This window comes from Brotaphodocola sp. (genome assembly GCF_983179755.1).
In genome coordinates this window covers 48,926-71,965 of record NZ_CFAHBC010000007.1, presented here as the reverse complement: position 1 = coordinate 71,965, position 23,040 = coordinate 48,926, and the positions used below count along the sequence as shown (strand labels likewise).

The window sequence follows — 23,040 nt, the reverse complement described above, 5'->3', positions numbered from 1 at the left end:
TTTTGTGCCAAGGCACATTTTTTAGAGAGGAGGAATCCGAATCGTGTATCAGGTACTTCTTGTGGAGAATGAGGAGCGGACGAGGGAGCAGGCATCTTCCTATCCGCTCTGGAAACATGGATTTTACAGGCTGGCTGGAGTTGCAGTGAACGGAAAGGATGCCCTCGAAAAGATGGCGGTGAACCGCTATGACATTGTGATTGCGGATGTGACGATGCCGGTGATGGGAGGGCTTGAACTTTGCAGGCAGATCCGGGATGGCGGGTATTCGTCGTGTGTGATTCTCGCCGGACCGCAGAATGATTTTTACTGTGCGAGGGAGGGGATGCGTCTCGGCGCAGTCGATTACATTGAGAAACCGTACAGCGAGGAGAAATTGACTGAAGCCCTGTTTTTCGCGGGCAGGAGTCGGCTTGTGCCGGAGGAGGATAAGGGAATCCGGTTTTACCGGAAACTGCTTGAGAACCCGGAGCAGGCGGATGTCGGGGTGCTTGTGCGAGAACTCTGCGCGGAGGCAAAGAAGGGATGCTTGAATCCCGAGACGGAGCTTCGCGGGCGGGTCTTGGATATTCTCGAACAAATCTGGCAGAAGATGGAGGAGGAAGCGCTCTGGTTGCGTTTCTTAGATCCTGTGGATATTCCGGACGGAAGTGGGCGATTCTGTGGAAAACTCAGCAAAAAACTCAGTGAAAAATGGAGTGGGAAAGAGGAAGATTTCGGAGAGCTTGAAATTCAGAAAATGGAGAGCGAGGGAGCAAAGATTCGCCAGTTTGCAGAGCAGGTGATCACAGAGTTTTTAGAGCGCATCCGTCGGTATGAGCTGGCAACTCCGGATTCCCTTGTCAACCGGATTGCCGGAATTGTGGAGCAGAATGCCTCGATGGAGAATATTCAGGAATATCTCGAGCAACAGCTTGACTTGAGTCGTGACTACATGGGAAAACGATTTCGACGGCGAACCGGGGTCACAATCTCGGATTACTGCATGCGGATGAGGATGGAAAAGGCGAAGGGAATGCTCCGCGGAACAAACAAAAAAGTCTATGAAATCAGCGAGGAACTCGGGTATGCAACCGTGGATTATTTTACAAAACTGTTCAAAAATTATACGGGCTACACCCCTGCCGGATACCGGAAATCATGCTGAAATCCGAAAATGTCGGGTATAAAACCGAAAATGTATGGTTTTTTTTACGTCACAAATCATGTATGATTCTCTCATCTGCAAAACGCAGGAAAAACAAAATAAGCGGTGTGAAAAGACGAAGCTGTCATGTTCCAAAAAGAGGGAACGGACGGCTATTTTTTTATTTCAAAAAATTTTTATCGGACTTTTCATACGGCAGAAAGCCAGAACGAAAAACTTGATGAGGAGGAAACAATTATGAAGAAGATGAACAGAGTGGCAAGCGCAGTCATGGCGGTTGCAATGGCATTTTCCCTCGCAGGCTGTAGCGGTGGTGCAATGTCGGAGGTATCAGGAAGCAGTGCATCGGCTGAGACAGAGAGTAAGACTTCAGAGTCTGGAAGCGAGCAGGCGAGCACCCCGGAATCATCGGGTGATACGATCAAGGTTGGAATCCTTCATTCCCTGAGCGGAACGATGGCGATCAGTGAGACGTCGGTGAAGGATGCGGAGCTTCTGGCAATCAAGGAGATCAACGAGGCAGGTGGTGTCCTCGGAAAACAGCTCGAGCCGGTTGTGGAAGATGGAGCTTCCGACAATGCAACATTCAAGGAGAAGGCAGAGAAACTTCTTCTGAATGACAAGGTTGCAACGGTATTTGGATGTTGGACTTCTGCAAGCAGAAAGGCAGTGCTTCCGACATTTGAGAGCAACAATGGTCTTCTGTGGTATCCGGTACAGTATGAGGGCATGGAGTCATCCCCGAACATCTTTTATGTAGGAGCTGCTCCGAACCAGCAGATTGTTCCGGCAATCGAGTACATGAGTGAGAATTACGGAAAGAAAGTATTCCTGCTCGGTTCCGATTACGTTTTCCCGCGCACGGCAAATGAGATCGTGAAGAAGCAGGCTGAGGCACTTGGAATGGAGGTTGTCGGTGAGGAGTATACCCCGATGGGTCATACCGATTACACGACGATCATCAGCAAGATCCAGCAGGCACAGCCGGACTTCATTTTCAACACCTTGAATGGTGATTCCAACGTTGCATTCTTCAAGCAGTACAAGGATGCAGGCCTGACACCGGATCAGATCCAGACTCTCTCTGTATCGATCGCAGAGGAGGAGGTTGCCGGAATCGGTGCTTCTTATCTGGAAGGTCATCTGACCGCATGGAACTATTATGAGACGACCGATACACCGGAAAATGAGAAATTCGTTGAGGCGTACAAGGCAGAATACGGAGAGGACCGTGTGACGGATGATCCGATTGAGGCTGGTTATGATGCCGTTTATCTCTGGGCGAAAGCCGTTGAGAAGGCAGGTTCTACCGATGTTGACAAAGTAAAAGAGGCAGCAGGCGGAATTGAGTTCTCCGCTCCGGAGGGCACGATCACAATCGACGGTGACAACCAGCACATGTACAAGCCGGTACGAATCGGTAAGATCAATGCAGACGGTCTGATCGATGAGGTTTGGAGCACGGACGAGGCAGTGAAGCCGGACCCGTACTTAAGCACTTACGAGTGGGCAAGCGGACTTTCCACTCAGTAAAAGAACTTAGCAAAAGAGAATATCGTTCACAGACAATGGTGATAATGGCATCCCGACTTCGGTCGGGATGTCTTCGTTAAGAGGCAAAATTCATTTTGGTGAGAGCAAAACAGGATTTGGTTTGAGAAAAAACTGGAAGGGAGAGAAAACTATGGAACTATTTCTGATGCAGTTGTTTAACGGAATCAGCGTCAGTTCCATTCTGCTTTTGGCAGCGCTTGGACTGGCGATTACATTTGGACTTATGGGAGTCATCAACATGGCTCACGGAGAATTTATCATGATTGGGGCCTACACCGCCTACGTCGTTCAGAACTTTTTTAAAAAGTATCTTCCGGCATCGGTGTTTGACAGTTACTGCATCGTGGCAATTCTTCTTTCTTTTCTCGTCGCAGGGTTCTGCGGTCTGATTCTGGAAAAGCTGATTATTAGAAAGCTCTATGGAAGAGCGGCGGACAGCCTGCTTGTGACCTGGGGCATCAGCCTGATTCTCCAGCAGGGAGCACGAAGCATTTTCGGTTCTCCGAACGTTGGAGTGGAGGCACCGTCCTTCCTTGAGAACAGCTTAAAGATTTCTGGTATGCTCGCCCTTCCGTACAAACGTCTTTTCATTCTCCTGATTGCGGTTATCTGTCTCCTCGGTGTCTACGCGCTGATGTTCAAGACCCGCCAGGGAAGAAACATTCGTGCAGTTATGCAGAATCGAAATATGGCTGCGAGTCTTGGAGTCAACACAAGCCGGATCGATGCTTCCACATTTGCGATCGGTTCGGGACTTGCGGGACTTGCCGGTTGTGCACTGACCTGGATCGGAGCAATCGGACCGACACTCGGAACGAACTACATCGTGGACACGTTCATGACGGTTGTTGTGGGTGGTGCAGGAAGCATCATCGGTTCGGTATTCGGAGCTGGATTTATCGGAGTCGGTGAGACCGCATTTGAGTTTATGACAACCGCTTCGATGGGAAAAGTTCTGATCTTTGTGTGCGTCATCATCCTGCTTCAGTTTCGTCCTAAGGGCATTTTTGCCGTACATACCCGCTCCCTTGAGGATTAATCGAGGATTAATTGAGAGGGCGAGATTTCCAAGTATTTATTATTATTTGGAGAAGGAACAGCGGGAAAGAGAACAAGCCGTGATGGTTGGTGCAATTCATGAGCGGTAACGTTGAATGAGTTAAGGTGAGGAAAGGATGGTACAGCAATGAAACCTAGACCTGCGATGAAAATAAAGGGAACCACGATTCTGGTTCTTCTGATCTTTTTGTTTCTCGGCACACTTCCATTTTACATGCCGATGTTTCGTGTCAGCCTGTTTGGAAAATATATGTGCTTTGCGCTTGTTGCCCTCGGACTTGATATGATCTGGGGATACACGGGAATTTTAAGTCTCGGTCACGGCGTTTATTTTGGACTTGGCGCTTACTGTATGGCGATGTATCTGAAACTCGAAGCCTCGGGCGGAGCTCTTCCGGATTTCATGCAGTGGACTGGAATGAGCGCCCTGCCGACCTTCTGGAAACCGTTTGCAAATCCGGTTTTTGCGATTGCGATGGCGATTCTTGTGCCGATGGCACTTGCGATCCTGATCGGATATCTGACATTCTTAAATAAGATCCGCGGGGTGTATTTCTCAATTCTGTCTCAGGCGATGGCGATGATTATGAGTACGCTTCTGATCGGAAGTCAGGCGTACACAGGTGGTTCGAATGGTCTGACAGACTTTAAGACAATTTTCGGAAAGAGCATCAACTCCCCGATCACAAAGATTCAGATGTTTTACGCAACCCTGATCGCGCTGGTTCTGATTTACGGAGTCTGCCGATTCCTGACTGGTCGTCGTGTTGGTCGCGTGCTGATCGCAATTCGTGACGGAGAGAACCGTGCCGGATTCGCAGGTTACAACACCGCAAGTTACAAGGTATTTGTCTATGCGCTCTCCGCAGTCATTGCCGGAATCGCAGGTGCGCTCTATGTCGGTCAGGTCGGTATCATTTCCCCGAACGAGGTTGGCATCACCCCGTCAGTTGAGATGATCATCTGGGTTGCAATCGGAGGAAAGGGAACACTTGCAGGTCCGATCCTCGGTGCTCTTGCGGTCAACGGATTCAAGACGATCGCAAGTGAGAATTTCCCGGAGCTGTGGTCGTATTTCATCGGTGTTCTTTTTGTTGTTGTAATTTTGTGGCTTCCGGGTGGATTTGTTTCCCTGAAAGAAGTTCCGGGAAGAATCCGTCATGCGATTGAGGTCAGAAAGAATGAGAAGCCGAGGGAGACGGAGAATTTCGTCTCAGAAGAAAAGCAGAGCCGTGCACATTAATTGGTTCATAGTGCGGGCATGATTTTCCTCTCATTCATGAGTGAGGGCGAAAGATAAGATAATTGCTGATATCGGTTTTGGTATTGAGGATAGGAAATGAGCAGAGAGACAGAGACGCGAAAGGAGAATGAATCATGGAAGTAAAAGATCCGGTTCTGGATATTCAGGATGTGAGTATAAAATTTGGTGATTTTAAGGCGATCAAGGATGTCTCCACGAGCGTCGGAAAAAATGAGATCCGGTTTTTCATCGGACCGAACGGAGCGGGAAAGACGACGATTCTCGATGCGATCTGCGGAAAGAATAAAGTCTCAGACGGACATATCATTTTCCACAGTGACAAGGATGGCGATAAAGATGTGACGAAGATGCGAGAGTACAAGATCTCAGATCTCGGAATCGGTCGAAAGTTTCAGGCACCGAGCGTATTTGGAGGCATCACGATCGAGGAGAATATTGAGCTTGCAGTCGCGAGAAAACATTCGATCTACTGCACGACATTTCTGAAACTCTCAAAAGAAAAAAAGGACTACATGAACTACGTTCTCGAGTTCATCGGTCTTCAGGACAAGCGTTTTAAATATCCCGGAAGTCTCTCACATGGAGAGAAACAGTGGCTTGAAATCGGCATGCTGATGGCGGCAAAACCACAGTTGATGCTCCTCGATGAGCCGGTCGCAGGAATGGGAAGAAAAGAGACAGAAAAGACTGCGGAACTCCTGAAAAAAATCAAGAAGGACTGCTCGATCATCGTGGTGGAGCACGACATGCAGTTTGCAAAGGATGTCTCTGACACCGTCACCGTTTTCCACGAGGGACAGGTGCTTGATGAGGGAACGATGGAGTCGGTTCAGAGGAACCAGAAGGTCATTGACGTGTATCTGGGCAGAGGCTAAAATGGAGGTGATCGGGTATGACATTTAAGACAGAAAGTTTGTATGCAACTTACGGCGAGGGAATGGTTCTGCGCCATGTAGATCTCGAGGCACCGACCGGACGGATCACTTGTCTGGTGGGAAGAAACGGAGCGGGAAAGACGACAACGATGAAGGCGATCATGGGGCTTGTGAAGACCCCGGAGGGAAGCATCCAGCTTGACGGGGAGGAGCTGATTCATCTTCCGGCTTACGAGAGAGCGAGAAGGGGAATCGGCTATGTCCCGCAGGGCAGAGAGATTTTCCCACAGTTGACGGTCGAGGAAAATATTCTTCTCGGACTGGAGGCAAAGAAGGGAAAAGGCGAGATCCCGGATTTTATTTTTGAGACGTTTCCGATCCTCAAAGAGTTTCTTCAGAGAAAGGGCGGAGATCTCTCGGGCGGACAGCAACAGCAGTTGGCAATCGCGAGAGCCGTTGTGTCAGAGCCGAAGATTTTGATTCTCGATGAGCCGACAGAGGGCATTCAGCCATCGATCATTCAGGAGATCGGAAGAGTCATCACCGGACTGAAATCCCGAATGGCGGTCTTGATTGTGGAACAGTATCTCGAATTCGTTCTGGAGATTGCAGATTACTGTTATGTGATGGAAAACGGGCGCATCATCATGGACGGTGCTCCGGCAGACCTCGATCAGGAAAAACTTCAGGCAACGATGTCGTTGTAACGTGCTGACTGGAATAGATGGAGGAGGATTTGCAAAATGAGACTGACACCGAAGGAACAGGAAAAACTCATGCTTCATATGGCGGGACAGCTTGCAGGGGAGCGACGGGCGAGAGGACTGAAACTCAATTACGTGGAGGCAGTCGCTTACTTGAGTTCAGAACTTCTCGAGCTTGCCCGCGATGGAAAATCGGTTGTGGAGCTGATGGAGCTTGGACGAAAACTCTTAAGCGAGGAGGATGTGATGGACGGCGTTGCAGATATGGTCGGGGAGGTTCAGGTTGAGGCGACCTTCCCCGACGGGACGAAGCTCGTGACGGTTCACAATCCGATTCAGCCGGGACCGTCCTGCTGGGAGGCACGAAAAAATGCAAAGGAGGCTGGCTTATGAGACCGGGAGAGATTTTGCCCCTTGATCGGGACATCGTTTTGAATGAGGGAAAAGAGACGAGAGAGCTGATGGTGGCGAACATGGGAGACAGACCGGTTCAGGTTGGCTCTCATTTCCATTTTTTTGAGGTCAATCGCTGTTTGGAATTTGATCGAAAAGAAGCATTTGGATTCCGGCTGGATATTCCATCCGGAACTTCTGTGCGTTTTGAGCCGGGAGAGAAAAGACTTGTCAGACTCGTCGCACTTGGAGGAAAGAAAGTTGTCTACGGATGCAACGATCTGACCGTCGGGGAGGCGATTCCGGAAAATCTTGATCGGGCGCTTGAGCGTGCGAGAGCAAAACAGATGAGAGGAATTTAGATGCATAGACAAGGAGGACTGGCGAGATGAGTTTCAAAATCAGTGGAAAACAATACAGCATGATGTACGGTCCAACAACCGGAGATCGGATTCGGCTTGCAGATACCAATCTGATTGCGCGGGTGGAATACGACATGACGCGCTACGGAGATGAGATCAAGTTCGGTGGTGGAAAGACGATTCGCGATGGCATGGGTCAGTCGGTGAAGACGACGAGTGCGGACGGAGATCTCGATCTTGTGCTGACAAATGCGCTAATTGTGGATTACACGGGAATCTACAAGGCGGACATCGGAATTAAGGACGGAAAGATTGTCGGCATCGGAAAAGCGGGCAATCCGGATATCATGGATGGAATCACACCGGGAATGACGGTCGGCGCTTCGACAGAAGCTCTCGCAGCCGAGGGGATGATTGTGACTGCGGGCGGAATCGACACGCACATTCATTTCATCTGTCCGCAACAGATTGACTGCGCGCTGTTTTCTGGCGTGACGACGATGATCGGAGGAGGAACCGGACCGGCAGACGGTACAAATGCGACGACGTGCACACCGGGACCGTGGAATCTTGCGAGAATGCTCGAGTCGGCGGAGGAGTATCCGATGAATCTCGGTTTTCTCGGAAAGGGAAACTGTTCTGATGAGGCATCGCTGATCGAGCAGGTCAAGGCAGGGGCGATGGGACTCAAGATTCATGAGGACTGGGGTGCAACACCGGCAGTCATCGACCATTGTCTCAATGTCGCAGACGAGTATGATGTTCAGGTCGCAATTCATACGGATACGTTGAACGAAGGTGGATGCGTTGAGGATACGCTCAGAGCGATTAATGGGCGAACAATCCACACCTATCATACCGAGGGCGCAGGTGGCGGTCATGCCCCGGATATCATCCGCGCAGCTTCCGCACCGAATGTGCTTCCGTCCTCGACAAATCCGACAATGCCATTTACGAAGAATACGCTCGATGAGCATCTCGATATGTTGATGGTTTGCCACCATCTCGATAAAAACATTCCGGAGGATGTCGCATTTGCAGATTCTCGTATTCGACCGGAGACGATCGCGGCGGAGGATGTGCTTCACGACATGGGCGTTTTCAGTATGATGAGTTCGGATTCTCAGGCGATGGGAAGAATCGGGGAGGTCATCACGAGAACGTGGCAGACGGCACACAAGATGAAGGAGGAGCGGGGACCGCTTGAGGGTGATACGGAGAACGATGACAATATGAGAATTCGTCGCTACATCTCCAAGTACACGATCAACCCGGCAATCACACACGGCATCTCAGATTATGTTGGTTCTGTTGAGGTTGGAAAACTCGCAGACCTTGTGATCTGGAATCCGGCATTTTTCGGAGTAAAACCGGACATCATTATCAAGGGCGGAATGATCATTGCATCGAAGATGGGAGATGCGAATGCGTCAATTCCGACGACGGAGCCGGTGATGTACCAGCACATGTTTGGTGCACACGGAAGAGCGAAGTATGCGACTTGTGCGACCTTCGTATCGCAGATTGCTCTGGATGAAGGGATTAAGGAGAAACTCGGTCTTCAGAAGATGATTCTCCCGGTTCACAACACGCGGAATATCTCAAAGAAGGATATGAAGTGGAATGATAAGACACCGGAGATCACCGTAGATCCGGAGACGTATGAAGTTAAGGCGGATGGAGAGTCGCTGACCTCGAAACCGGCGGAGAGACTTCCGCTGACGCAGATGTATTCGCTGTTTTAAGGGCGTCGACGTAATAGACCGATAGAATAGAAAATAGATCGATAGACGTAATAGAAACGGCGCCTCCGGCAGAGAAAGTCCTGTAAACGCGCTCTCGCTCCGGGTTCAACGTAACGGTGCATAAGGCTGTAAAATACACAGCCTAAGCACCGACGTTTCACACGGGTTTCCAGTGACTTCCCTGCACTGCGTCGCCTGTATCATCAATGCTTTATTATGTGTGAAACGAATTTTATGGAATTGATCGAAGATAAAATTCAGCAATAAATATTATTTGTTTTGTAAAGTAGGGGAGAGAAAGGACGGGAAGCCATGATACTTTGTGAAACGGTGCTGGGAAATCTTTCTGATGAAAAATTTTGCGGTGAAACATATAAGATTGATTATGTAGAGATCGAATGGCATGAAGCATATAAGAGAATTCACCAGAAAATGACGCAGAGCGGACGAGAAATCGGAGTTCGCCTTGGAACGGAGATTCTCACGAAGGGATTGCGTCAGGGAGATGTGCTGTGGCAGGATGGAAATGAGGTCATTGCAGTGGATGTTCCACCGTGTGAGGTCATTGTCATTCATGTGGATGCACATCATCCGAAGATGGCGCATAAAGTCTGCTTTGAGATTGGAAACAAACATGGCGCTCTGATGTGGGGTGAGGAAGACAATGAGTTCATCACTCCTTACAATGAGCCGACATTTCAGCTTCTTGCAAAACTGCATGGAGTGACTGTTGAAAAGGCAGTGAGAAAACTTGATTTTGACCGCGCAATCTCCTCAACAGTCAGCAGTCATACTCATTAAAAGAATATAAGGTTGGAAATTGAGTTTTGATCCTGATGATATGATAGATGAGGCAACTTAAAGGAATTCAGAGAGAAGACGGAGGCAGAAACATGAGAAATCTGAGCGAACAGAAAAAACACTACCTGCTGTTGCAGATTAATGATGCGTTGTTTCCGATCGGAGGATACTCTCATTCTTATGGTCTGGAAACGTATATCCAAAAGGGAATTGTAAAAGATGCAAAGACCGCACGAGCTTATATCAGAAGCATGCTCCTGCACAGTTTTTGCCAGAATGAATTGTTGACGGTGGCGATGGCGTATGATCTTGCAGAACAGTTTGATTTTGCTTTAAATGGAAATCACCCAAATCGTGTAAACGTTGATATAGAAAAAAGTGTCATGCAGGATGATACATCCGAAAAAAACATGGAGATTCTGGCGCGTCTTGCAGAACTGGATGAGATGGTGACAGCGACTCGTGTTGCGATGGAGATTCGTCAAGCAGGAGAAAAGCTGGGTTCTCGTTTTATCAAGACAGTCTCGGCGTGGGAGATTCCATTTAAAAGTAAGATTTTTCATGAGTATATCAAACTTCCAGGAGCGAAGAATCATTCTGTTGTATACGGAGTTTTTTGTGCGGGAGCAGGAATTGACAGGCAGATGATGTTGGAACATTATCTCTATGCACAGACCTCCGCAATGGTCACAAACTGCGTGAAAACCGTGCCACTTAGTCAAACTGCCGGACAGCAGATTTTATTTGAAGCGCAGGAATTATTTGATGAAGTTATGACTCGATTGACTGGATTGGATGAGGATGACCTTGGTGCCGAAGCACCGGGATTTGAGATCCGTTGTATGCAACATGAGGCACTCTATTCACGCCTTTATATGTCCTAGAGTTTGGAAATAAAAGAGTCCAATTAATAAAAGTAAAAAACTGTGAAAATAAGTGAGAAGAAAGCATTGAAGATATATTTTGAAATGCCATTGAATTATTTTGCAGTTATGTTATGTGTTAAGGCGACGGAGGGCGGGAAAGTGCAGGCAAACCCGTGTGAGACGTCGGTGTTTAGGTCGCGTACTATGCGACCTTATGCACCGCTACGTCGAACCCGGAGCGAGAGCGCGTTTGCATGACTTTACCCGCCGGAGGAGCCGAATCGAAATTAGAGATACATAATTTTGAAAATTCTTTATAGCTGGAATTTATAAATGGAAAATGTGATGGTACGGGAAGAATAAGAAACGGGAGGAACAGGTAATGTCTTATGTAAAAATCGGAGTTGCAGGTCCGGTTGGATCGGGCAAGACTGCATTAATTGAGATCCTGACAAGAAAAATGGCATCGGAATACAGCATCGGTGTCATCACCAATGATATTTACACGAAAGAAGATGCGGAATTTCTCTGCAAGAACAGTATCATGCCGAGAGAGCGCATCATCGGTGTCGAGACTGGTGGCTGTCCGCACACCGCAATCCGTGAGGACGCCTCAATGAATCTTGAGGCGGTTGATGAGATGATGAGTCGTTTCCCTGACATTCAGATTATCTTTATCGAGAGCGGTGGAGACAACCTCTCTGCAACATTCAGCCCGGAGCTTGCGGACGCGACGATCTTTGTCATCGATGTCGCAGAGGGTGATAAGATTCCGAGAAAAGGCGGTCCGGGAATCACTCGCTCTGACCTGCTGGTAATCAACAAGATTGATCTCGCACCGATGGTCGGCGCAAGTCTTGAGGTCATGGAGAGAGATTCGAAAAAAATGAGAGGCGAGAGACCGTTCCTTTTTACCAATATCCGCGGAGATCAGGGTGTAGATGAGGTTGTGCGCTGGATCAAGCGAAGTGTACTTTTGGAAGAGGCAAAATAAGAAAAGCAGGAAAGTAGAAGAATTAAGAGAAAAAAGTAGAAAAACAGAGCCATAAGCCATAAAGGGAAACGTGCAAACCAGAGAAAGCAAGGAGGCAGAGAAATCCGATGAAAGAAAATCCATTTGGGCGAATTTCCACCCTGCATCTGACGGCATCTGTCTCAGAGCGGAGTAGCCAGAGCGGTCAGGCAGAGACTTATCTGAAAGAGATGAGTTTTACCGCCCCGTACAAGGTGCTCTCGCCATTTAAGCGGGAGGACGGGAGCATTGAGGTGATGATTCTCGCTGTGTCCGCCGGAATTATGGAGGGAGATACCCAGCAGATCGAGCTTGAGACAGAGACTGGTGCGGTGATGGAGTGTACCTCCCAGTCCTTTGAAAAGATCCACAAGATGAATGAGGGATGTGCAAAGCGTGAGACGCAGATTCGGGCTGCAGATGATTCCACGCTGATCTATCGCCCGCTTCCGGTGATTCCGTTTGCACAGTCGGATTTTGTGAGCAGGACAGAGATCCATCTTGCGGGCGTGAAGAGCAGGATGATCTATCAGGAGATTCTCTCTTGCGGGCGAAGTGCGAGTGGAGAGCGATTTGCCTACCGCAGATACGATGCAAGAATTCAGGTCAGACGAGAGGGAAAACTGATTTACCGCGAGAACTGTCGGTTTGATCCGAAATGTTATGAGATGGAGGAGGTCGGAATGTTTGAGGGACATTCTCATCTTGCAAACCTTCTTCTATTTGGCATAAAGATAGACGAGGAGAGGAAAAGCCAGATCCGCGAGATGTTTGAGGATGATCCGGAGATCTGTGGAGGACTCAGCACGACGGCATATGGTGATACCGTGATCCGAATCTTCGGTGATCGAGCCCAGAAATTGCAGGAAATCTGCGCTCGAATCTGTGCAGATCTTTAGGGTAAAATTTTGATGAAGAAAAAGAGGGAAGCACCCTTGCGTGAGGGGGCTTCTTTTTTTGCCCATTTTTCTTTTTTGCGAAAGTCTCGTTTGCTTCTTTCACCTGTTTTTGAAAACTCAAGATCTCCATTAAGATTTTATTTGGAAATCCAATCTCTCGTACATTGTTGGTTTTAACAATGATTGGTGTTGAAACAAAAGTAGAATCATGTAAAAATTAAATAGATTGTTTTTAAAATAACAGTTGACTTTTGGAAAAATGTGATATTCTAAAGATACAAGATGTTGAAACAACAATTTGCAACTGTTAAAACAAAAGTGTGGGAGGTTTGCAATGATCTATACGGTAACGTTAAATCCGGCTTTGGATAAAACCGTTGAGATTCCATCTCTGACGGTGGACAGCGTCAATCGAATTACCACAATGCGGACAGATCCGGGTGGAAAGGGAATCAATGTTTCAAAAGTCATCGACAAGCTGGGAGGAAAGAGCATCGCGATCGGAATTCTCGGAGGAGACACCGGACGCAGTATCCAGACAGCGCTCAAGCGCATGGGACTTGAGACCGACTTTTGTTTTGTCGAGGGCGAGACGAGAACCAACATGAAGGTGATTGATCCGGTGAATCACACAAACACCGACATCAACGAGCCAGGAGTCACGGTTTCAAAAGAAATCCTCGATGCCCTGCTTGATGATCTGCTTGAAAAGATTTCCGAGGGCGACATCGTGGTGATCTCGGGAAGCATGCCGAAGGGATCTCCGGAAGATACCTACTATGTGTGGACGAAGGCGTGCCGGGAGAAAGGTGCAAAAGTCATTCTTGATGCAGACGGAGCCCTGTTTGCAACCGGAGTCAAGGCATCGCCGTATCTCGTGAAGCCGAACAATCATGAGCTCTCAAGATTTGCCGGACGCAAACTTGAGACCGTCGAGGAGCTTGAGGCAGAAGCGAAGAAGCTGATGCAGGATTACGGAATCAAGAAAGTTGTTGTCTCGATGGGAGGCGATGGCGCTCTGTATGTGACCGAGGAGAAGACGATCTACGCAGAGGGACTGAAGGTTCCGGTTGGAAGCACAGTTGGAGCAGGAGACAGCGTTGTCGCAGCACTCGCATTTGCAGAGGAAAACGGAAACAGTCTTGAGGACACGGTTCGTCTCTCGACAGCGACCGGCGGAGCGAATGTCATGTGCAGTGGAACGCAGGCAGCAGAGTATGAGGTGATTGAATCGCTGATGCCGAAGGTAGTTTTCCGCACACTGTAAACAGGAGACAGAACGGAAAATCCACCACCGTCGACTTGAATCAACGCAGGAACGAACGGTAATTGGAAAAATTAGAAAAAATGAAAAGAATTGAGAGAATGAAAAAATTGCAGGATTGCAAATCAGGCAAAAGTTCATTAAGATAGAAAGGAGTTTTATTATGAAAGCAAGAGGCGTAAGACTTCACGCAGCCAATGATCTGAGACTGGAGGAATTTGAACTTCCGGAGATCACCGATGACGAGATCCTCGTTAAGGTTGTTTCTGACAGTATCTGCATGTCCACCTACAAGTGTGCCATTCTCGGTACCGGACACAAGCGTGTTCATCCGGACGTTGCAGAGCATCCGGCAATCATGGGTCATGAGTTTGCAGGTGATATCGTGAAGGTTGGTAAGAACCATCAGGATACGTTCAAACCGGGAATGAAATTCACTCTTCAGCCGGCACTGAACTATAAAGGAACGATGTGGAGCCCGGGTTACTCTTACGAGTTCTTCGGCGGAGACACCACCTACTGCGTAATCCCGGCCGAGGTAATGGAGCTTGGTTGCCTGCTCGAGTACAAGGGTCGTGCATACTACGAGGCATCCCTCGCAGAGCCGATGTCCTGCAGCATCGGTGCTTTCCACGCTGCTTACCATACCCAGATGGGTGTTTACGAGCACTTCATGGGAATCAAGGAAGGCGGAAAGATGGCAATCATGGCAGGTGCAGGCCCGATGGGACTCGGTGCTCTGACCTATGCACTTCACTGCGACCGCCGTCCGTCTATGGTTGTTGTTACCGATCTGAATCAGGAGCGTCTTGACCGTGCAGGAGAGCTGTTCCCGCCGGCAGAGGTGATGGAGAAGGAAGGCATTGAGCTTCATTTTGTAAACACCGGAAACTACGAGGATCCGGTTGCAGAACTCATGAAGATTTCCGGTGGCACCGGCTACGATGACGTTCTGTGCTACGCACCGGTTGCATCCGTAGTGACCCAGTCCAGCGCAATCCTTGGACGTGACGGCTGCTTGAACTTTTTCGCTGGCCCGACCGACAAGCAGTTCAGCGCTACGATGAATTTCTACGATGTACATTACAACTCTACTCATGTTATGGGAACGACCGGTGGAAATACCGCAGATATGATCGAGTCTCTGAAGCTGACCGCAGAGGGACGCATCGATCCGGCTGTTATGGTTACCCATATCGGAGGTCTTGATGCAGCCGCAGAGACAACTCTGAATCTTCCGAAGATTCCGGGCGGAAAGAAGCTGATCTACACGCATTTGGAGCTTCCGCTGACCGCACTGACTGATCTGCGTGCAAAGGGTGAGAGAGAGAATGATTCTCGCTTTGTTGAGCTTGCAGACATTGTAGATGCACATAAGGGTCTGTGGTGCCCGGAGGCAGAGGAGTATCTGCTGTCTCACTTCACCCAGAATTAATTCGTGTCAGAATCCTGTCTGTGATTCTGACACAGACAGGAGAACTTATATATGGATTCAATGGAAATGCGCAGAGATGCGATTGTTCAACTGATCAATGAAAACGGCACAGTCAGTTTTTCCCAGATAAAAAAAGCATTTCCGCAGGTATCCGAGATGACGCTTCGCACGGATTTAAAATTCCTCGATGAGGAGCAGAGAATCCTCCGTGTACACGGGGGAGCAAGATCCGTGCAGGTGCTCATCGGAACAGATGATGATCTGAACCGGAAAGCCGTGCGGAATATTCCAGAAAAACAGAAAATAGCAGAGAAGGCGCTTGGTCTGATTCATCCGGACACGACGATTTTTCTCGACTCCGGAAGTACGGCGACGATGTTTGCCGGACGGTTTCCGGATCAGTCTAATCTGATCTACACGACAGGTCTCAGCTGTGCGACGGAACTGGCGAAACTTTCCAGTCCAACGGTGATGATTCCAGGGGGAAAACTGAACCGTTACAGCCAGAGTGTCTGTGGAATTTCTGCGATTCGGGAACTTGAGAGGGTCAATTTTTATCAGGTACTTCTGGGAGTAACCGGCTATCATCCTCAGTCAGGTTTTACCTGTGGCATCAGCGACGAGGCGATCTTAAAACAGACGGCGATCTGTCAGGCGGATCAGGTCATTGTGATGATGGATTCCTCAAAAATTGATGTAAGAAGCAGTTTCTCTATTTGCGGGCTGAAAGAAATCGACATCGTTGTATCGGATGGAAAACTGCCGGATGAATTTCTAGCAGAATGCGGAAAATACGGCGTTAAGGTATTATAGGACAGTTGATCCATTCCCCATTGATAAAAATGGAGGAGGGGTTTTCGTGAAAAATAATGTACAGAAATTCGGTAAGTTTCTGTCGGGAATGGTGATGCCGAACATCGGCGCACTGATTGCATTCGGTTTTCTTGCAGCGCTGTTTATCGACACAGGCTGGATGCCGAATGAGGGGTTTAACAGCATGGTTGGTCCGATGCTGACGTATCTGATTCCTGTGCTGATCGCATCGACCGGAGGACGGATGATCGGCGGAGACCGCGGACGTGTTGCGGGGGCAATCGCCGTGATCGGAGCAATCATGAGCAACACAAGCATTACGATGTTGATGGCGGCAATGGTTATGGGACCGTTGGCTGGCTTCTGCATCAAAAAGTTTGATGAGGCGATGGATGGTCATATGCCGGCAGGCTTTGAGATGCTGATCAACAACTTTTCAGTCGGAATCATCGGTATGATTCTGGCGATGCTTGGATATACAATTATTGGACCGGTGATGAGTGGAATTCTCATGATTCTTTCTGCCGGTGTCAATGTTCTGGTTCAGAACAGCCTGCTTCCTCTGGTGGCAATCTTTATCGAACCTGCTAAGGTTTTATTCCTGAATAATGCGATCAACCACGGTATCTTCACACCGATTGCAACGGCACAGGCTGCCGAGACCGGAAAATCCATCATGTATATGCTGGAGCCGAATCCGGGTCCGGGTCTTGGAGTTCTTCTTGCGTATCTGTTCTTCTGCAAAGATAAGACGACAAAGGATTCTGTTCCGGGTGCAGTGATCATCCATCTGCTTGGTGGAATTCATGAAATTTACTTCCCGTATATTCTGATGAACCCACTTGTCATTATTGCCCCCATTTTAGGCAGTGTAGCAGGCATTTTCTGGTTTAATATGACGGGTTGTGGTCTTGTGGGACCGGCATCTCCGGGTTCGATTATCGCGTATCTGATGATGACGCCGGGAAGCGATCTGATCAAGGTAGTCGCAGGTGTTTTGATTTCCACCGGAATCTCATTTGTAGTTGCAGGTCCGATCGTGAAACTTGCAGGTGGAAAGAGTCTCGAGAACGCACAGAGTGAGATGGCATCGATGAAGGCAGAGGCAAAAGGGGAGAGTGCAGCTGCCAGTGCCGGAATTTCTGACAAGATTGAGAATACAGAGGGTGTGAAAAAGATCATCTTTGCGTGCGATGCAGGAATGGGATCTTCTGCGATGGGAGCAACGAAGTTCCGCAACCGCATCAAGGCAGAGCGCCCGGATATCTCGGTGTCGAACACGTCGGTTGACAACATTCCGTCTGACTGTGACATTGCAGTTGTGCAGACAACACTTGCAGACCGCGCAAGAAAATCTGCTCCGCAGGCAAAGTTGATTACGATTGGAAACTTCCTTGCAGATCCAGCTCTCGATGAGCTTTACGCTCAGCTGACGAAGAAGTCAGATTCCGCAAAGAATTCAACTGGTGGAGCAGAAAATGCAAATGGAAATGCAGAAACAGCAAATGCGGGAGCAGGAGAGAAGGTTTCTGCGGAGCAGATAGCTGAGGATAAGGGCAAGGCTACTGCGCGTCCGTCGATCATCATTGCAGATGGAATCAAGCTGGGACAAAAGCCGGTGACAAAGGAAGAGGCAATCCAGACAGCAGGAGAACTGCTTGAGAAGCTCGGCTATGTCGATGGAACTTATGTCACAGCGATGCAGGAAAGAGAACGTCTTGTATCGACTTATATCGGCATGGGCGTTGCCATTCCTCACGGAACAACGCAGGCGAAGGAAACCGTCAAGAAGACCGGTATCGTGTTCTTGCAGTATCCGGAGGGCGTTGATTTCGGAGCTGAGAAGGCACAGCTGGTATTCGGTATTGCCGGAATCGGTGATGAGCATCTGGAGATTCTGAGCAATCTCTGTACACTGTTGGAAGATCCGGAACGTCTGGAAAAACTCAAGACGACGAAGGATGTCGATTGGGTTCTCGAACAGCTTGCATAGACTGGTATAAAGGAGATTTGCTCGTAAATGAGAAAAGTTTTGAGTAAATTCTGAGGGAATGAGAAAAAGGCATAAATAACAAATAAGTAACACAGAAAAGGAGATCTGTCCTGAATTTCAGGATAAGATCTCCTTTTTTTATTGAGAAAAAATCTCACATTAATGAAAATGATTCTCAATATCAGACTTGAAACGAAGGAGTTGCTTTGTTATGATAAAAAATGTGAAAATTGTGTGAACAATTTTCGGATCTATGTCCATCATTGATAAAAATTAAAAGAAAATTCTGTTGCATTTTGTGCGATGCATGAACGGTAACAAGAATATTTCTAAGAAATAATAAAGATAAAACGTATTCAGGAGGTTTACAGTGAAGAAAAAGGGGTTAACAGGAATGGCGGCAGCACTGATGTTTTCTCTGTCAGTGACAAATATGTCTCCTCTTGCAGCAGTTGCAGATAATACCGGTAAGTGGGAGCAGTCTGCTCAGACTGGCGAGTGGAGCTATCGTCTGGGACAGGGACTTGTACAGAATGAGTGGCTTTTATGCCAGGGGAAATGGTATCGCTTTGATGCAAACGGCAAGATGCTTACCGGCTGGTATCAGGATCAGGAATCCAAAGTCTGGTACTATCTCGGTGCAGACGGCGCGATGGTAACCGGATGGGCGCCGGTAAATGGTCGTTGGTATTATATGAATGAGAATGGTCAGATGCTGGCAAACCAGACAACCCCGGATGGTTATCAGGTAAATGCAGACGGAGCATGGGTGAATGAGGCAGGAATCGCGTACTCCGCACCGATGCAGACCGGAACGACTTCTGGCGGTTCCGGCAGTGGTTCTAAAAGTTCAGGCGGTTCAGGAGGCAGCAGCTCAGGTGGAAGCTCTTCAAACGGAAGCTCCAATTCCGGAACGACTGGTGGCAATACGTCAAATGGCGCAGACAATGCCGATGACAATAACAACGGCGACAACGGAAATAATGGTAACGACAATAATGGCAATAATAATGCTGGCGATAACAACAATGGCAATGCTTCCAATAATGGCTCAAACAACGGAGCGAATAATGGTTCTAACAATGGTTCTTCCAGTGATAACGGAGATAAGAAGGATGACGGAACAGTAACTCCGGGCGAGCCGGATCAGCCAAGCAATCCGGACCAGCCGAGTACCCCAGATCAGCCAGGCAATCCGGATCAGCCGAGCAACCCGGATCAGCCGGAGGAGACATCCCTTGTTGTGGAGAGCCAGACGAAGCTGATTGATCTTGGATGGAGTCAGTATGTGACCGTTGCATTTGCAAAGGGATATTCTCTGGAGAACTGCAAGATTCTTGTGGATGGCGTTGATGTGACGAGTGCATTCAGCAATGTAGACGATGAGGGAACTTTCGTAAAGTGGGAACTGACCGATCTGTATCCGGGTTCTCTGTCTGTTGTTGCTGAGGACGGCACAACTCAGGTCGTTTCTCTGAGCGATAATGTAGCACCGACGGCTCCGCATATTGAGAGCAAGAACACTGCACCGACAAGCTTCCTTGCACACGGTTCTGTCTATGTCTGGGATTACCATCTGACTAACTACGATGAGGATGGAAATGTGCGTGTACATCCGACAAAGACCACCTTCTCTCTGGGTCAGAAGTCAAATGCAATTCCGTTCTATTCCCCGGATGCAGAGCTGACAGAGGATGAGAGCAACCTTTACGGTGTCGGTGGACAGGCAGTGATCATGTTCAATTACACCTCTGAGGCAGACAAGCAGTGGTTTGACGCAATCAGCGATGTTGATCTTGTTGCAGACAACGGAAACAACAGCACGTTGAATGACAACTTAAATTATGAGAAGAAACTGGCAGATCACAACGGAAATGAGGTTGGTCAGATCGTGGTTCCGCTCGGTCAGTCAAACTTCTACTCCAATGGCCGTTACTATCTGAGAGTTCGCTCCGGCGGAAAGAGCACCCTGTTCCCGATCCATGTGGTAAATGGAACGGCTCCGTCGATGAAACTTGCTGAGGCAGGTTCGATCAAGAGTGGTCAGAACGTGCACTTCAAGATGGAGAACATGACTTATGGTGTGACGATGCCGATTTACCGCGTAGAGCTGACTGCTCCGGATGGAACGACGAGAGAGCTTGAGAAGATTACCGACTGGTATCTGATCGGTGACAGCTTCATTCTCTATAACGATGTGACTGCTGAGAACGGACGCGACAACATTCCGGATAACGGTCTGTATACGCTGACGATCTATGCAGACGGCTTCAAGAATGTGAGCACAACGTTCCAGGTTGGCGGTGTCGAGAGCACTCAGGCAGACAGCGATCTGTACGGAATCGATATGATGTCAAGTGCGACAACCGGCGGAAGCGGAAGCAGTAGCGGCGATGCATCTGATGGCGGAAGCGATACAATGTCCGCAGACCTTCTGTTTGATGCAGACTTGCTTACAAATGCCCTGCTTCTCAATGAGCTTGGCGTGAACAATGAGTATGCAACCGCAGTTGCAGATCGTTGGCTCAGCGACATGTCCGGATACGATGCAGTTCTCGACAGCAACGGGGAATTTTACAGCTTTATCGACTACCGCAATGCAGTCGAGGAAGCAAAGGTTGCAGGCAAGTATCTGACATTTGCAGACTATGTAAAGAGTGGAAATGCTGTGACGACTCCGAATCGTCCGTATGCAGTTAAGGAGGTTATGGAGGACAACCTGCTCGGTGAGACCCAGATGAACGGTTCTTATCTCGGCAAGGATGCTCCGGTTCTGACTCTGGTTGATGAGAACGGCGAGACTTTGACCGAGGCAAAGGAGAATAGCGAGGTACGTTTTGCAGGTGCAGATGAGACTTACATGGAACTGCTGATGGAGAATGCAAAGATCTTTGTCAACGGCGTAAGCTATCAGGCACTTTCTTCCGAGAAGTATCGCGTGGAGGGCAACCAGCTGATCTTTGATGCATCCGTATTTAATCTTGGAAAGAATACCTTCACTGTAAAGCTGGATGGCTACAAGGACAACATAGTAAACGTCAACGTTGCAAAGACGGTTGCAGATGCAACTCTGAGCGTGGCAGACGATCTCAAGATCGGAAACGAGGTTGAGGTTACAACCGCAGATGAGAGCGGTGATTTCTTCCGCTACATCAATAAAGTAGAGCTGACAAGACCGGATGGAACGGTTAAGACGGTTCTGCCGGATGGTCAGGAGAGCGTTTATGAGAAGGTTGGATATGAGGTTTCCGGAAATGTCCTGACTCTCGGAAAAGATCTGTTCACCGAGGCTGGTGCTTACAGCTTAGAGATCTATGCAGAGTACTATGAGGCACAGGAGATTTCCTTCAATGTGGAGCTTGACAACAGCAACATCGACGGAGAGGACCTTGAGCCGGCAAAGATTCAGAAGGTTGAGAAGAGCTGGTTGGGTAGCGACTACACTCTGGTCTTCGGAATGGGAAATGACGACTGGATAAATGCAATCACCGAGATCACTGTAAATGGTAAGGCTTATGAGGCAGGTTTTGTATACAATAATGCAAAGTATTCTCTGTCTGTAACCGATGGCAGAATTTCTCTTGGCGGTGCAGAATTTACGGAGGACATCAATGAGATTGAGATCTCCGCTGAGGGCTACAAGAATCTGATCCTGAAAGTTCAGAAGGACGGCACGATTGTCGATGAGGACAGCGAGGTTGATGAGCTTGCACCGGCAGTTGTAAAGAGCGCAGAGAAAGACTTCTTTGGCGATTACTCTCTGATCTTTGGAATGGGCAATGATGATTGGATGAAGGCGATCACTGAGGTTACTGTAAATGGTGAGACCTATGAGCGTGGTTATGTATATAACAATACAAGCTACTCTCTGGCAGTAACGGATGGCAGAATCAAACTCGGAAATCAGGGATTCACCGAGGATGTCAATGAGGTAGTCATTTCTGCTGAGGGTTACGAGGATCTGACTGTGAGCGTCAACAAGGATGGAAGCCTTGCAGATTCCGATGACAACGGCGATAACGGCGAGATCGGAGACGAGGACGGAAAGCTCGAGCCGGCAGAGGTTAAGAGTGCTGAGAAGAGCTTCTTTGGTGGCGATTATACGATTGGATTCGGAATGGGAAATGACGACTGGATGAACGCAATCACCGAGGTTACCGTAAACGGCGATGCCTATGAGCAGGGTTATGTATGGGGAGATAAGCATTACTCCCTTGCGAAGACGGATGGAAATGTAAAGCTTGGCGGTGAGAGCTTCACTGAGGATGTCAACGAAGTTGTGATCTCTGCTGAGGGCTATAAGGATCTGACACTCTGGATCACGAAGGACGGAAAGCTGACCGAGGAGCCGGCAGATGATGAGGAGATCAGTATCACTGAGACGACGGTTGCAGACGCAGAGGTTGTTGCAAAGGATGCAGATGATGCGGAGAAGATCGCTTCTGAGGACGAGATCACCGCAGACGTTTCCGAGAATGAGAATCAGGATAAAAAGACTGAGGATCAGGAGAAGGAAGACAGCGCAGATAAAGCAGACGCAACTGAGGATGCAGATGTAGTGGATGATGAGATTGCAGATGCAGACGATGAGCTCTCTGAGGATGAGACCGTTGCAGAGGATCAGGATGGTCAGAACAATCAGGCAAAAGACGATGAGGAGATCAACGACAAGAAGAATAATGCGGACAAAGCAGATGCCGTAGAATCTACCGAAGCAGATGAAGAAGCTACGGAAGATGTGAAGGAAGCTGAGACGGAGGTCGTTGAGGAATAATCCAAGGAGATTGAGAAAGTATAGATCGCCGATAAGGTAGAAAAAAATCAAATAGCAGTCAGATTTGAGGGATCGCCAGT

At 48.5% G+C, this 23,040-nt stretch carries 18 protein-coding genes; all 18 read left to right on the top strand.

What is annotated here, in order from left to right:
- Positions 1–43 precede the first annotated feature (43 nt).
- The 18 genes from AC4EVX_RS04780 (at position 44) to AC4EVX_RS04695 (ending at position 22,960) form a co-directional block, all read left to right on the top strand.
- Positions 44–1,147, top strand: a complete 1,104-nt coding sequence (locus tag AC4EVX_RS04780) for a response regulator (protein WP_177976671.1) — start codon at positions 44–46, stop codon at positions 1,145–1,147.
- A gap of 237 nt (positions 1,148–1,384) precedes the next feature.
- The gene (urtA, locus tag AC4EVX_RS04775; protein ID WP_177976670.1) at positions 1,385–2,680 is read left to right on the top strand and encodes an urea ABC transporter substrate-binding protein; all 1,296 of its coding nucleotides are present in this window, start codon (positions 1,385–1,387) and stop codon (positions 2,678–2,680) included.
- Between the two features lie 151 nt (positions 2,681–2,831).
- The gene (gene urtB, locus AC4EVX_RS04770; protein WP_177976669.1) at positions 2,832–3,740 is read left to right on the top strand and encodes an urea ABC transporter permease subunit UrtB; all 909 of its coding nucleotides are present in this window, start codon (positions 2,832–2,834) and stop codon (positions 3,738–3,740) included.
- 147 nt (positions 3,741–3,887) lie between these two features.
- Complete coding sequence (gene urtC, locus AC4EVX_RS04765; protein WP_490159689.1) at positions 3,888–5,003, top strand: urea ABC transporter permease subunit UrtC; 1,116 nt, start codon at positions 3,888–3,890, stop codon at positions 5,001–5,003.
- Between the two features lie 134 nt (positions 5,004–5,137).
- Entirely contained in the window at positions 5,138–5,899 is a 762-nt protein-coding gene (gene urtD, locus AC4EVX_RS04760; RefSeq protein ID WP_308451022.1) for an urea ABC transporter ATP-binding protein UrtD, read from the top strand.
- Positions 5,900–5,916: 17 nt separating this feature from the next.
- Positions 5,917–6,606: an urea ABC transporter ATP-binding subunit UrtE gene (urtE, locus tag AC4EVX_RS04755; RefSeq protein WP_177976667.1), complete on the top strand. Its 690-nt coding sequence runs from the start codon at positions 5,917–5,919 to the stop codon at positions 6,604–6,606.
- 36 nt (positions 6,607–6,642) lie between these two features.
- Positions 6,643–6,996 carry an urease subunit gamma gene (ureA, locus tag AC4EVX_RS04750; RefSeq protein ID WP_177976666.1) on the top strand — a complete coding sequence of 118 codons (354 nt, stop codon included), beginning with the start codon at positions 6,643–6,645 and terminating at the stop codon, positions 6,994–6,996.
- Positions 6,993–7,358 (top strand): urease subunit beta, encoded by a 366-nt coding sequence (locus tag AC4EVX_RS04745; protein WP_177976665.1) that lies wholly within the window; start codon positions 6,993–6,995, stop codon positions 7,356–7,358. The genes ureA and AC4EVX_RS04745 overlap by 4 nt, the downstream gene beginning before the upstream one ends.
- A gap of 26 nt (positions 7,359–7,384) precedes the next feature.
- A complete protein-coding gene (gene ureB / locus AC4EVX_RS04740) occupies positions 7,385–9,103 on the top strand; it encodes an urease subunit beta (protein WP_177976664.1) in 1,719 nt (572 codons plus the stop codon).
- 312 nt (positions 9,104–9,415) lie between these two features.
- Positions 9,416–9,904, top strand: a complete 489-nt coding sequence (locus AC4EVX_RS04735; protein WP_177976663.1) for an urease accessory protein UreE — start codon at positions 9,416–9,418, stop codon at positions 9,902–9,904.
- A gap of 92 nt (positions 9,905–9,996) precedes the next feature.
- Positions 9,997–10,788, top strand: coding sequence for an urease accessory protein UreF (locus AC4EVX_RS04730; RefSeq protein ID WP_177976662.1), 792 nt, complete (start codon positions 9,997–9,999; stop codon positions 10,786–10,788).
- A 364-nt stretch (positions 10,789–11,152) separates the two neighbouring features.
- Positions 11,153–11,764 (top strand): urease accessory protein UreG, encoded by a 612-nt coding sequence (ureG, locus tag AC4EVX_RS04725; RefSeq protein ID WP_177976661.1) that lies wholly within the window; start codon positions 11,153–11,155, stop codon positions 11,762–11,764.
- 107 nt (positions 11,765–11,871) lie between these two features.
- Positions 11,872–12,681: an urease accessory protein UreD gene (locus AC4EVX_RS04720; protein ID WP_177976660.1), complete on the top strand. Its 810-nt coding sequence runs from the start codon at positions 11,872–11,874 to the stop codon at positions 12,679–12,681.
- A gap of 334 nt (positions 12,682–13,015) precedes the next feature.
- Positions 13,016–13,948: a 1-phosphofructokinase gene (gene pfkB / locus AC4EVX_RS04715; protein WP_490159688.1), complete on the top strand. Its 933-nt coding sequence runs from the start codon at positions 13,016–13,018 to the stop codon at positions 13,946–13,948.
- Between the two features lie 160 nt (positions 13,949–14,108).
- Complete coding sequence (locus tag AC4EVX_RS04710) at positions 14,109–15,380, top strand: zinc-binding dehydrogenase (RefSeq protein ID WP_308451016.1); 1,272 nt, start codon at positions 14,109–14,111, stop codon at positions 15,378–15,380.
- Between the two features lie 51 nt (positions 15,381–15,431).
- Entirely contained in the window at positions 15,432–16,193 is a 762-nt protein-coding gene (locus AC4EVX_RS04705) for a DeoR/GlpR family DNA-binding transcription regulator (protein ID WP_177977949.1), read from the top strand.
- Positions 16,194–16,239: 46 nt separating this feature from the next.
- Entirely contained in the window at positions 16,240–18,186 is a 1,947-nt protein-coding gene (locus AC4EVX_RS04700; RefSeq protein ID WP_490159687.1) for a PTS mannitol transporter subunit IICBA, read from the top strand.
- A 370-nt stretch (positions 18,187–18,556) separates the two neighbouring features.
- On the top strand, positions 18,557–22,960 hold the full coding sequence (locus tag AC4EVX_RS04695) for a DUF1533 domain-containing protein (protein ID WP_490159686.1): 4,404 nt from the start codon (positions 18,557–18,559) through the stop codon (positions 22,958–22,960).
- Positions 22,961–23,040: the final 80 nt, after the last annotated feature.